Here is a 12,369-nt window from a genome sequence, read left to right on the forward strand (position 1 = left end):
CCGACCGTCAGATGTGTTGAGGATGATGGGGGCCAGCTGTGGCGATGTGGGCCATGTCGTTCTCGGCGTTCGTGTGTCTCCTGGTCTTGTTCGCCCTGGCGGAGAGCGTGTGGCGATGGTTCACGGGGCTGGGCTTGATCCCGTGGCTACGCAGACGCACGGGGCGGTCGTTGTCGAACACGGCCTTCGATGAATTCACGGCGGTCGTGAACGGAAACAAGACGGTGGAGCTGGAGCAGCGGCGGGTGGAGCTGCTGCAGCGGGACGACGAGAGCGACGGTGCGCCGCCCCGCTCCAGCATCGACCTGACCAAGGGCACCGCGTTCATCGTGTTGCCACAGGAAGCGGATGGCCCGTGCGCTGACAGGCGCGATGCCCTTGAGGGACGACGGTGAAACGCGAACCGGAGGGAACGGGTTCAGAACCGTCCACGCTGTGGGGGCGTATCGCATGCTTGTGGGCGGCCGCCTTCGCCGGATTGCACTTCTACTGGGCCGTCGGCGGTGATGTGGGACTGAGCATCTCCGCCGGTCCGCTGGCCACCGAGCGCCCGCTGTGGTTCGTCGTAGCCGGTTTGTGGGGTGTGGGTGTGCTCTGCCTGCTCGGCGCCCGGCTGGCGTGGCTGCTTGCCCGGTCCAGGCTCCGGGGCGTTCCCGCTCTGCTGGCAAGGTGGCTGGGGTGGGGCGTCAGCGCCCTCCTCCTGGCCCGTGGCATCGGTATCGAGGTGCTGCTGCTGACCAACACAACGCACCTGGACACCTCCGTGAGCGAGGGGCAGCGGGCCTGGACGCTGGCCCTCTGGAACCCCTGGTTCATCACCGGAGGACTGGCCTTCGGCCTCGCCACCCTTCGGTCCAGCAGGCATACCGACGCCGAACCGCCACCCGCGTCCAGACGCTGCTTGCTCCGCCGGCCCGCCCACAGCCCCACTACTCCAACAGCGGCAGGTCACACACCATCAGACAGCAGGGTGGCTCCCCATCTCGTTGCCGGACCAGCGGCATGCCGATCTCACCGCCCCACCGGCTCTACTTCACCTTGTCGGAAACAAGCATGAGGTTCTGTTGAGCGAGTGGGTGTGTGGAGCGCAATGGTGAGGCCGGGGCCTGGTTGGATGCGGTGTCGGTCGGTGAGGCGGTGGCCGGGGCCCGGGGCGGACGCGATCGTGAATCAGATGACGGGCCTTTCCGGGGCGCACGCCGGCAAGCCCAACGAAAGCGCTCAGCCACCTCGAGGACGTGGTCGTCAGGGCTGGTGGCGCGGCCCTGCGCTACGGCGCGTTCTACGGGCCGGATGCCAACGACGATCAGGTCAGGATGGTGCGCAAGCGGATGTTCCCGCTCGTCGGAGGCGGCACCGCGGGTCCCGGCCTGGCTGGCCCGGCTGCTTGCCGGCGAGATGGTGGTGGGCATGATGACCGAGGGGCGTGGCTTCTCCAACGCCAAGGCCAGGCGGGAGCTGGGCTGGGAACCGCGGTACCCGTCGTGGCGTCAGGGTTTCCGCGAGCAACTGGCGTGACCCGCTCCTGCCGCATGCCCTGCCCTCTTCCTCGCCCCGGATCCGCCCATTCGGCCCAACGAGACGGCCCGCGACAGGGAAGCGGGAGATACGAACGCCCGGGAACTTCCCGAGCGCTACTGACCCCACCAACCGTCCGGTTGGGGGACTCCCGTGCCGCTACGCGGACGATGGACCGGGCCGGCGGGCCCCCATGGGCGGCGGCCCCACGCGGAGATCATCGGGGAGGTGGCGAGGTCGAGGCGGCTCGAAGTGACGTTCGCGAGATGCCGATCGATCTGGCTCGGGTCGAGCCCCCCTCTACGGACCGGGTGGGGAGCCCGGGGCCGCCGCCGTGGCCGGAATGGCCGCCGGGCTCCCCACATCGTGCTACTTCATCGACCAGAACCGGCGTTGATCGCGCCGTCCGCCGAGGCGCTCCCGTCGGGGGTGTAGGAGAAGTTCTTCACGCCCAGTCCCGGGCCGCCGACCCACGGCTCGAAGCCGGCCTGCACGCTGGTCATGTACCAGGACGACTGCAGGTAGCCGCGCGCCATCGAGTCGTCGGTGAAGTCCTTGATGTTCACCGTCAGGGAGTCAGCCGGCTGCTGCCGTACGTACGAGACGGTGTTCCACGTGATGGTGACGCCGTCGGTGGTGCTGCTCTGCGGGCCGTACCACACGTCCCAGTTGGCGCCCTCCAGCCAGACGGTGTCGACCTTCTGGCCGAACGGCGTCGGGGGCCCGGCGTGGTTGGCCCAGATCATCAGCTCCGCACCGTTGTTCTGCCCGGAGGGGTAGGGATTGGTGTCGAACCAGAGGTCGTAGGAGGCGTTCCACTGGCCGTCGCCGGTGGTGGTGAAGTCCGCGTGGGACTGCGGGTTGGTGAAGGACGACACCTGTTGCGGCAGGCCGTTGCCGCCTGAGCAGTTGCCCCAGTGGCAGCCTGCGTAGATCGACGGATAGCCCGCCGGCTTGGGACTGCCGGGCAGGTTGTGGTAGCCCGAGGTGTACGTGAAGCCGCCGTCGAAGGCCTCGATGCACTGCCCGATCTTGTCGCCCCACTCGTTGTTCTGGACGATGTACCTGCCGCCCGACACGGGCTCGCTGCCGTACTGGTCGCAGATGGCGGCGGTTGTCGCCGCCGACACCGACGGCGCTGTCACCAGCGACAGTGCGCCCAGCAGCGCGGTGGCCAGCAGACCCGCTGTCGCCACGGCTCCGTGCCGTGTCCGCTTGCGTATGTCTCTCACGGTGGTTTCCTCTCTGTCACCCGGGCGCGTCCCGTGCACCCGGTCGGTCACTGTTCGTCGCTCTCCTCAGGGCCGGGCTCGATCCGTACGGGGCGGCCCGCGCGCGGGTCCGAAGAGCGGTACGTAAGACGTCAGTCGTCGAGGACATGTCTGCTCAGCCCTTCAGGGCACCCTGCATCAGTCCGCCGACGATGCGCCGGCCGAACACCAGGAACAACAGCAGCAGCGGCAGGGTGCCCAGCAGCGCGCCCGCCATGATCACCGACTGGTCGGGTACGTAACCCTGGGCCAGCTTGACCATCGCCACCTGGACCGTGGCGTTCTCGGAAGTGAGCACGACGAACGGCCAGAAGAAGTCGTTCCAGGACTGCACGAACGTGATCAGGAACAGCACCAGCATCGCGGGCCGGGCCACCGGCAGGACCACGTGCCAGAACACCCGGTTGGGGCCCGCGCCGTCCACCCGGGCGGCCTCGATGAGTTCGTCCGGCAGCGCCTCGGCGAGATACTGCCGCATGAAGAACACCCCGACCGCGTTCACCAGGCTCGGCACGATGACCGCCGGAAGGCGGTCGTACCAGCCCAGCGAGGTCATGATCTGGAACAGTGGGATCACGCTGAGCTGGGGCGGCACCGCGGTGGTGGCGATGACGACCAGCAGCAGGGCGGTACGGAACCGGAACCGCAGCTTGGCGAAGGCGAACCCGGCGAGCGTGGAGAACAGCACGGTGGACAGCGCCACCGAGCACGAGACCACGAAGGAGTTGACCACCGCCTTGGCCAGGTCCGCGTCCCGCCAGGCGGCCCCCAGATTGCTGATCAGGTTGCCGCCCGGCAGCAGCGGTGGGTCCGCCTGGTTGATGGCCTGGCTGGAGGTGGAGGCGGCGACGATGGTCCAGTACAGAGGGAAGAGGGACAGCGCGGCCATCAGCCCGAGCAGCAGATAGGCGACCGGACCGGCGTGCGCCTGCCGCCCGGCGCCCGGCCGGAACAGCGGCCGAAGGCGGCGGGGGCGCCGGGTGCGGCGAAGGCCACGGGGGCGGCGGTCCTCGGGTATGCGTCCCGCCCCGGGCCCTTGGACCTGAGTCTGCGTACGAACGGTCACGGCCTCATCCCCTCCTCGTACGGCGCGTGACAACCGCCTGGATCAGAGCGATCACGACGATCAGCAGGAACATCAGCCAGGCCAGCGCCGAGGCCAGCCCCGCGTTCCCGTTGGCCCAGCCGGTCTCGTACTGCAGCAGGCCGAGCGTCTGGTACTGCCCGTTCGCGCCGCCCCCCACGGCCTGCGCGCCGCCGCCGAAGATCAGCGGCTCGCCGAACAGCTGGATGCTGCCGATGGTGGAGATCACGATGGTGAAGACGATGGTCGGCCGGATGCCGGGAATCGTGACGTTGCGGAACTGCTGCCAGCGGGACGCGCCGTCCAGCGCCGCCGCCTCGTAGCGCTCCTGCGGAATGGCCTGCATGGCGGCCAGGTACAGCAGCGCGTTGTAGCCGGTCCAGCGCCAGATGACGATGGCCGACACGGCCAGCTGGGAGGAGAGGGTGCCGCTCTCCCAGTCCACCCGGCCGAGGCCCAGGCCCTGCAGCGCCCAGTTCACCAGGCCGAAGTCCCGGCTGAACACGAACTGGAAGAACAGCGCGGCGGCACCGATCGAGGTGGCGTACGGCACCAGAGACACCACGCGCCACACCAGGGCCCCGCGCAGCCGGTAGTTCAGCAGATGCGCCAGGCCGAGCGCCATGAGCAGCTGCGGAACGGCCGAGATGACCCCGAGGGAGAAGGTGTTGCACAGCGCCTTCCAGAACCGCGGGCTGGTCAGCAGCGTGCTGTAGTTCGAGAACCCGGCCCAGCTCCGCGCATCCAGGTCGACGAGCTGCACGTCGTGCAGCGACAGCCAGGCGGTGTAGACCAGGGGGTAGAGGCCGAATGCGCCGAACAGCACGAAGAACGGTGCCACGTAGGCGTACGGGGTGGCCTTCAGGCCCCAGCGGTAGCGCAGGCCGCGCCGTGCCGCGCGCCGCTCATCGGGAGCGGCGGCGACCGTGTCGGCGGTGACCATCCCGGCCCCTCAGTTCTTCCCGATGGCGAACTCGACGTCGTCCATGGCCTGGTTCCAGGACTTGTCCGGATCCATGCCCTGCTGCTCGACGCGGGTGAGGGCGTTGGAGATGCCGCCTGTGACGATGCCCTGCTTGGGTCCGATGATCAGGGTCGGCATGTCCTTGGCGGCGTCACCGAAGATCCGCCCGACCGGGGCGTCGCCGAAGTACGGGTTGCGGGTGCCGGCGACCGCGGCGCCGGTGGCGGCGTCCTTGGAGGACGGGAAGTTGCCCGCGGCGGGGCTGGCGAAGACCTTGGCCTGCTGGGCCGGGGCGGTCAGCCAGGCGGCGAGCTTCTGGGCGGCGGCCTTGACCTTGCTGCTGCTGGGGACGGCGAGGAAGGAGCCGCCCCAGTTGGCGGGGACGGGGGCCTTGGCGACGTCCCATTGGCCCTTGCCCGACGGCCCGGAGTTCTGGGAGATCTGGCCGAGCATCCAGGAGGGGCAGACCACGGTGGCGAACTTGGCGGCGGAGAACGACGTGCGCCAGTTGGCCTGGAACTGCTGCAACTTGGCGGTCATTCCCGAGGTGTTGGCCCGGGCCGCCAGATCGTAGGCCTGTCTGACGCTGGGGTTGTCGGCGTAGACCAGCTCGCCGTCGGCGTCGTAGTAGGAGGTGACCTGGCCGAAGATCATGGCGTTGTAGAGGCCGTTGCCGGTGTCCATGAAGCGCAGGCTCTTGTCCTTGGTCTGCTTCTGGAATGCCGAGCCGGTGTCCACGTACTTCGTCCAGCTGCCGGCCCACAGCTCGCCGACGGCGGTGCGGGCCGTGGGCAGTCCGGCCTGTTTGAACATGTCCTTGCGGTAGCAGATGGCCATCGGACCGATGTCGGTGCCCAGGCCGAGCACCTTGCCGTCCTCGGTCCTGGCCTGGGCCCACTTCCACGGGTAGAAGGAGCCGGGTCGTACGCCGGGGGCATGCGAGAGGTCGGAGAAGAGGCCGGCTTTGCTCTCGGTGATGGTGCGGATGCGGCCCACCTCGATGCTGACGATGTCGCCCAGGCCCTGGCCGGTGCTCAGCTTGGGCTGCAGGGCCTGCCAGTAAGTGGTCTCCTCGGCTGCGTTGACCTCCTTGATGTCGATGTCGGGGTGGAGATTCTCGTACTCCTCGAAGAGCCCCGCCCTGTTGAAGCCCATGTTGGAGAAGGTGTCGACTCGAATGGTGATCTTTCCGGACGCCGCACCGTCAGAGCTGCCGCAGCCCGTGGCGGCCAGGGGCAGGACCAGAGCCGAGAGCGCGACGGCGGTGGTGACTCGCAGAGCACTTCCAGATCTCATGGGGGTGCCTTCCGTCTACCTGACAGAAACTTTTGACAAGTTTCTGCGGACCCTTGCGGGGAAGCTAGGGCCAACACCCGATGCCGTCAACGGGTTCTTCACGTTCCGGCAGATTCACAGAGTTGCGACAACAGGCACCTCACGGTCTGACGTGCAGAAAGTTTTCCGAAACAATCGGAGCCCGTTGCGCGTATGATGGCGGTGACGAGCCGCCACAGAGACGAGGTGCCCATGTCCGGCCGACGGAGCAGCAGCGCGACGACGGACACGTCCGGCGCCGCCGAGCCCGCCGCTCGCGTCACCATCGCCGAGATCGCGCTCGAGGCCGGGGTGTCGGCGCCGACGGTCTCCAAGGTCCTCAACGGCCGTGACCAGGTGGCGCCGGAGACCCGGGCCCGCGTCGAGGAGCTGCTGCGGCGGCACAACTACCTGCGCCGCCGCGCCCGCCCGAAGAAGACGGTCGGGCTGGTCGACCTGGTCATCCGCGAGGTGGACAGCCTGTGGGCGGGCGAGGTGATGCAGGGGGTGCAGAGCGAGGCGGCCGAGCACGGTGCCGAGGTGGTGGTGGCCGCGACCCACGGAACCACCACCGAAACCCTGCGCTGGCTGGACAATGTGTCCAAGCGCGGCTCCGACGGAATCATCCTGGCGGTCACCGACCTCACCCCGGCGCAGCGCAGGCAGGTCACGTCCCTGGACATCCCGCTGGCCGTGGTCGACCCGGTCGGCAGCCCCGACGCCGGGGTGCCGACGGTCGGCGCGACCAACTGGCAGGGCGGCCTGGCCGCGACCCAGCACCTGCTCGAGCTGGGGCACCGCAGGATCGGCATCCTGCGGGGCCACGATGACGCCCTGTGCACGCGGGCGCGGCTGGACGGGTACCGCGCGGCACTCGAGGGGGCCGGCATCGCGGTCGACCCGGCGCTCCAGCAGCCCGGCGACTTCTACTACACGACCGGGTTCTCCGGTATGCGCGACCTGCTCGCGCTCCCCGACCCGCCCACCGCGGTCTTCGCGAGCAGCGACCTGATGGCGCTGGGCGCATACGAGGCGATCCGGCAGGCCGGGCTACGGGTCGCGACCGACGTGAGCATCGTCGGGTTCGACGACGTTCCGAACTCCGCTTGGGCGTCCCCGCCGCTGACCACGGTGCGTCAGCCGTTGCGCGAAATGGCGGCCCTCGCCACCCGCATCGTGCTGCAGGGCGCGGACACGGTGCTCCCCGGCTCCACGCTGCGGATGGAGCTGGCCACGCACCTGGTCGTCCGGGAGAGCACCGGGGCCGCGCCCGGCAAGTCCACCACCTGAGCCGGGCGCCCGCCTGTTCGGGCGGGCACCCGGCTCAGGACTGCGGGGCCGTCAGGGCGAGTTCACGCCGCGGATCTCGTCAGCCGTGTTCCAGCGGCCCCATGGCTGCGGCTGGGTGCCGCCACCGCCGCCGAGGGCGTTCAGCGCGGCGTGGTACGCGGGCTTGGGGGCGTAACCGACGTCGAACAGGGTCGCCGAGCCCTGGCCCGGGAAAGAGTGCGGCACCCAGTTGTCAGCGTCGCCGACGGCCCATTGGGAGACGCCGACGCAGCGGGCGGTGTTCAGGCAGGCGCTGACGACGCTTGCGGTGTCGGTGGCCTGCTGGTTCAGGTCGCCGGGGTTGACCGGGCGCTGGGTCTGCGGGTCGGTGACGGGCATCCGGTTGTCGTACTCGGTGACGGCGACGTCGACTCCGAGGTCGGCAAAGCGCTTCATGTTCGACTGGATGCCGTGCGGGAGCTGACCGACCTGGAAGTGGCTTTCGAAGCCGACGCCGTCGAGCGGCACGCCCTCATCCTTCAGCCACTTCACCAGGTCGTACATGGCGTTGCTCTTGGCCGTGTTGTCGCCCTCGATGCCGTAGTCATTGAGGTACAGCTTGACGTCGGGGTCGGCGGCCCGGGCGGCGCGCAGCGCGTGGGCGATGTAGTCCCGGCCCATCGCCTGGTGGAAGACGCTGTTGCGATAGGTGCCGTCATCGTTGAACGGCTCGTTGACGACGTCCCAGGCGTACAGCTTGCCCTTGTAGTGGGAGACCAGTTCGGTGACGTGGTTCTCCATGGCCGCACGCACCTGGTCGAGGGGCAGCTGCTTGACCCATGCCGGCAGCTGACTGTCGGCGTCGGGGCTGTACCAGACGAGGGTGTGGCCGCGCACCCGCATCCCTTGGGAGCGGGCCCAGTCCACGATGGCGTCGCCGCGGTCGTAGTGGAAGTCGCCCTGGTTGGGCTCGGTGGTGTCCCACTTCATCTCGTTCTCGGGGGTGATCATGTCGAACTCCCTGGCTGCCAGGGACGTGGCCGTCCCGTTGGCCAGCGAGTTCGTGCTCATGATCCCGCCGAAGTACCGGCCCGTGGTCTGGGCGGCTTCCTTCAGGGTCGACGGGGCAGCGGCCGCGGGGGCTGCCGGCGCCGCTGCCCCGGAGAACAGGGCGAGCACGAGGCCGCAGGCCGCCGCGATTGTGGCGGCGGTCATGCCGGGTATGCGCATGTGTCTTCTCCTGCCTGGTGGGGGGAGCAGGGGTCATCTGGTGGCGAGGGCGTCGCGGATCGGCCAACGAGGGCCTCCCATAAGGGTGGAGACGACGGTTCGAAATATTTCGAAAATATGTCGCTCCCCTGACGCCCCAACTTAGGAACCGTGCCGTAACAGGTCAAGGCTCAGGGGCCGAATAGCTGGCAACAACGCGACCTACAGGTTTCGAAACTTTTCCGATAGCGTGCGATGCATCGCGCGGAGGAGTTGAGCGAGTTGAGCGAGCAGCGCCCCACCCTGGCGGTAATCGCCGCGGAGGCCGGCGTCTCCCAGGCCACGGTCTCCAAGGTGATCAACAGTCGAAGCGACGTCGCCCCCGCCACCCGGGAACGGGTCGAGGGAATCCTGCGCGCCCACGACTACGTTGCGCCGGGACGGCAGGCCCGGGCCCGCCGCTCCGGCCTGGTCGACCTCGTGATCAGCGGGCTCGACAGCGCCTGGGCGGTGGAGATCCTGCGCGGCGTCGAGGCCGAATGCGCGGGCCATGGCGTCGGCATGGTGGTCTCCCTCGTCCGGTCGGACGAGGCCGTTCCGCCGAGTTGGACCGACCTGCCGGTGCTGCACCACAGCGACGGCGTCATCCTGGTGACGTCCGACGTGACCGACCAGCAGATCGAGAAGGTACGGGCCGCCGGCGTCGAGCTGGTCGTCATCGACCCGGTGGATCTGCCGGGCCACGGCGTGCCGAGCGTCGGCGCGACCAACTGGGCGGGCGGTCTGGCCGCCACCGAGCATCTGCTGTCGCTCGGACACCGGCGGATCGGGGTCATCGGCGGCCGCAAGGAGTTGCTCTGCAGCCAGGCGCGCATCGACGGCTACCGGGCCGCGCTGGAGCGCGCCGGGATCGAGGTCGACCGCGACCTCATCCGCTTCGGCGATTTCCAGCACGGGGGCGGTTTCCGCAACGCCGTCGACCTGCTGTCGCTGCCCGAACCCCCCACGGCGATCTTCGCCGGCAGTGATGTGCAGGCCATGGGTGTCTATGAAGCCGCCAGGCAGGCCGGTCTCCGCGTCCCCCAGGATCTCAGCATCGTCGGTTTCGACGATCTTCCGATGTGCGAGTGGCTGTCACCGCCGCTGACGACCGTCCGCCAGCCGCTGGAGGAGATGGGCAGGATCGCCGCCCGCATGCTCCTCCAGATGCTGGACGGCCAGCGGCCGGTGAGTCCCCGGGTGGAGCTGGCGACCGAGTTGAAGGTCCGTCACTCCACCGCCGCACCCCCCGACTGAGTGGGAGGCCCCTTTGATCGAGCCCTGGCACGACCCCTCGTTGTTCCCCGCCGACCGTGCCGCGGAGTTGCTCGGTCGCATGACCCTGGAGGAGAAGGCGGGCCAGCTCGCCGGATTCTGGGCGATGCCCTCCGAACCCGGCGCGCCGGTCGCCCCGATGGAAGACCCCTCCGACGAACCCGCCCCTGCCCTGGCCGAGCTCGCGAGAGCCGGGCTCGGCCAGTTGACCCGGGTGTTCGGCACCGCCCCGGTGACCGGACGCGAGGGCATGGCGCGGCTGGCCTCACTCCAGAACGAGGTGACCCGGGCGAGCCGGTTCGCCATCCCCGCGATGGTCCACGAGGAATGCCTGACCGGCTTCATGACCTGGGGTGCGACGGTGTACCCCAGCCCCCTGGCTTGGGGCGCGACCTTCGACCCCGCGCTGGTCGAGCGGATGGCCGGGCAGATCGGCGCCGGAATGCGGCGGGCCGGCGTCCATCAGGGGCTCGCCCCCGTCCTCGACGTGGTGCGCGACTACCGGTGGGGACGCACAGAAGAGTGCATCGCGGAAGACCCCTACCTGGTGGGGACGGTCGGGGCGGCCTACGTGGCCGGGCTGGAGAAGGCCGGGATCGTCGCCACGCTCAAGCACTTCGCCGGGTACTCGGCGTCGCGGGGCGGCCGGAACATGGCGCCCGCCGCCGTCGGTCCCCGCGAGCTGGCGGACGTGCTGATCGAGCCGTTCGAACTCGCGCTGCGGCAGGGACGGGCGCGCTCGGTCATGCACGCCTACCCCGACGTCGACGGGGTGCCCGCGGCTGCCGACGAGCGGCTCCTGACCGGGCTGCTCCGCGACGAGCTCGGGTTCGAGGGCGTCGTGGTGGCCGACTATTTCGGTATCTCGTTCCTTCATTCCCGGCACGGCGTCGCGGCCTCACCCGGCGCGGCGGGAGCCCTCGCCCTGCGCGCCGGGATCGACGTCGAGCTGCCTACCGTTCGCTGCTTCGGGAGCGCTCTTACCGAACTGGTCGCCTCCGGAGCGGTTCCGGAGGAGCTGGTCGACAGGGCGGCGCTGCGGGTGCTCACCCAGAAGGCCGAGCTCGGGCTCCTGGACCACGATTGGGCTCCCGCCGCGCCCGAGGACCTCGACCTGGACCCGGCCGAAGCCCGCGCGCTCGCCCGGCTCGTCGCGGAAGAGTCGGTCGTGTTGCTGGCCAACGACGGGACGCTGCCGCTGCGGCCCAGCCGGATCGCGGTGCTCGGCCCGCACGCCGCCGACCCTGGAGCGTTGCTCGGCTGCTACTCCTTCCCCAACCACGTCGCTCTCGACGACGATCCCGGCGTGGCGATTCCGACGCTCGCCGAGGCCCTCGCCGACGCCGGGTTCACGCTCGTGGAGCCTGGCGAGGCGGACGTCGGCATCCTCGTCGTCGGGGACCGGGCCGGCATGTTCGGCCGGGGCAGTTCGGGCGAAGGCTGTGACGCGGCCACGCTCGAACTGCCGGGTGACCAGGCCTCCTATGCCGCCTCCGTAATCGACTCGGGCGTCCCGACCGTCCTGGTGGTCCTGTCGGGCCGGCCCTATGCGCTGGGCGGTCTGGCCGAGCGAGCTGCCGCAGTCGTCCAGGTGTTCCTTCCCGGAGAGGAGGGCGGCGCCGCGCTCGCCGGCATCCTGTCCGGTGCGGCCTCCCCGTCAGGACGGCTGCCGGTGAGCGTGCCCCGCTCCCCCGGCGGCCAGCCCGGAACCTACCTGCGGCCCCGGCTCGGCGGCCACACCGACTGGAGCAGCGTCGACCCGACGCCGCTCTACCCGTTCGGGCACGGCCTCACCTGGACGACGTTCGACTACTCCGGCCTTGAGGTCACTCCGGTGGCCGCCACGGACGGAACGGTGACGATCAAGGCCACGGTCACCAACACCGGGGACGTCGCAGGCACCGAAGTCGTGCAGCTGTACCTGTCCGACCCCGTCGCCTCGGTGGTGCGCCCGGCGCGCTGGCTCGCCGGATACCACCGGGTGACGCTGAAGGCCGGGGCGTCCGCCCGCGTGGCCTTCGAGGTGCACGCGGACCGGTGCTCCTTCACGGGCCTCGACCTGCGGCGCGTCGTCGAACCCGGCGAGATCGGCGTCGAGGTCGGCCGCTCCAGCGGCGACCTGCCCCTCAGCGGATCATTCCTCCTCGAAGGCCCTGTGCGTCACCCCGGAGCCGACCGAGTGCTCACGGTTCCGGTGACCGTCGTCACCGGCTGACGAGCAGGCTTGCGTGCCGCATCCGAACGGCATCGACCACCGCGAGCGCCGCGCGGTTGCGTGCGGGATCCACCGCTCCAAGAGGCACCGGGCCGTTGCCTCTTGGAGCGGCACCGGGCCGGTGCCACGAGGTACGACGAGCTCATGGTCCGCTACCCGATACCCGAGCAGCCTTCGACATCGCAGCCATCGACGCGTAGCCGCTGCGACC

General features: G+C 69.8%; 10 protein-coding genes. 5 read left to right on the top strand and 5 right to left on the bottom strand.

Annotated features, from left to right (window positions below; genetic code table 11):
- The first annotated feature begins 44 nt into the window (after window positions 1-44).
- Both ACQUSR_RS00665 and ACQUSR_RS00670 read left to right on the top strand, forming a co-directional pair.
- Window positions 45-395: a DUF6191 domain-containing protein gene (locus ACQUSR_RS00665; RefSeq protein WP_431047301.1), complete on the top strand. Its 351-nt coding sequence runs from the start codon at window positions 45-47 to the stop codon at window positions 393-395.
- A complete protein-coding gene (locus ACQUSR_RS00670) occupies window positions 392-1,057 on the top strand; it encodes a DUF3995 domain-containing protein (RefSeq protein WP_431040538.1) in 666 nt (221 codons plus the stop codon). The genes ACQUSR_RS00665 and ACQUSR_RS00670 overlap by 4 nt, the downstream gene beginning before the upstream one ends.
- An 835-nt stretch (window positions 1,058-1,892) precedes the next feature.
- Here the strand turns inward: ACQUSR_RS00670 and ACQUSR_RS00675 are convergent.
- The 4 genes from ACQUSR_RS00675 to ACQUSR_RS00690 form a co-directional block, all read right to left on the bottom strand.
- Window positions 1,893-2,750, bottom strand: a complete 858-nt coding sequence (locus tag ACQUSR_RS00675) for a GH12 family glycosyl hydrolase domain-containing protein (RefSeq protein WP_431040539.1) — start codon at window positions 2,748-2,750, stop codon at window positions 1,893-1,895.
- Window positions 2,751-2,904: 154 nt separating this feature from the next.
- Window positions 2,905-3,855 (bottom strand): carbohydrate ABC transporter permease, encoded by a 951-nt coding sequence (locus ACQUSR_RS00680; protein WP_431040540.1) that lies wholly within the window; start codon window positions 3,853-3,855, stop codon window positions 2,905-2,907.
- 4 nt (window positions 3,856-3,859) lie between these two features.
- Window positions 3,860-4,816 carry a carbohydrate ABC transporter permease gene (locus ACQUSR_RS00685; RefSeq protein WP_431040541.1) on the bottom strand — a complete coding sequence of 319 codons (957 nt, stop codon included), beginning with the start codon at window positions 4,814-4,816 and terminating at the stop codon, window positions 3,860-3,862.
- Window positions 4,817-4,825: 9 nt separating this feature from the next.
- A complete protein-coding gene (locus ACQUSR_RS00690) occupies window positions 4,826-6,133 on the bottom strand; it encodes an ABC transporter substrate-binding protein (RefSeq protein WP_431040542.1) in 1,308 nt (435 codons plus the stop codon).
- A gap of 231 nt (window positions 6,134-6,364) precedes the next feature.
- Between ACQUSR_RS00690 and ACQUSR_RS00695 the strand changes: the two genes are divergently transcribed.
- Window positions 6,365-7,441, top strand: coding sequence for a LacI family DNA-binding transcriptional regulator (locus tag ACQUSR_RS00695; RefSeq protein ID WP_431040543.1), 1,077 nt, complete (start codon window positions 6,365-6,367; stop codon window positions 7,439-7,441).
- A gap of 51 nt (window positions 7,442-7,492) precedes the next feature.
- Here ACQUSR_RS00695 and ACQUSR_RS00700 read toward each other — a convergent pair whose 3' ends face one another.
- Complete coding sequence (locus ACQUSR_RS00700; RefSeq protein WP_431040544.1) at window positions 7,493-8,650, bottom strand: endo-1,4-beta-xylanase; 1,158 nt, start codon at window positions 8,648-8,650, stop codon at window positions 7,493-7,495.
- Between the two features lie 234 nt (window positions 8,651-8,884).
- Between ACQUSR_RS00700 and ACQUSR_RS00705 the strand changes: the two genes are divergently transcribed.
- Entirely contained in the window at window positions 8,885-9,925 is a 1,041-nt protein-coding gene (locus ACQUSR_RS00705) for a LacI family DNA-binding transcriptional regulator (RefSeq protein WP_431040545.1), read from the top strand.
- A gap of 13 nt (window positions 9,926-9,938) precedes the next feature.
- Window positions 9,939-12,158 carry a beta-glucosidase gene (locus ACQUSR_RS00710; RefSeq protein ID WP_431040546.1) on the top strand — a complete coding sequence of 740 codons (2,220 nt, stop codon included), beginning with the start codon at window positions 9,939-9,941 and terminating at the stop codon, window positions 12,156-12,158.
- Window positions 12,159-12,369 lie beyond the last annotated feature (211 nt).

Source organism: Streptomyces sp. P1-3 (assembly GCF_050613155.1).
Lineage (GTDB): Bacteria > Actinomycetota > Actinomycetes > Streptomycetales > Streptomycetaceae > Streptomyces.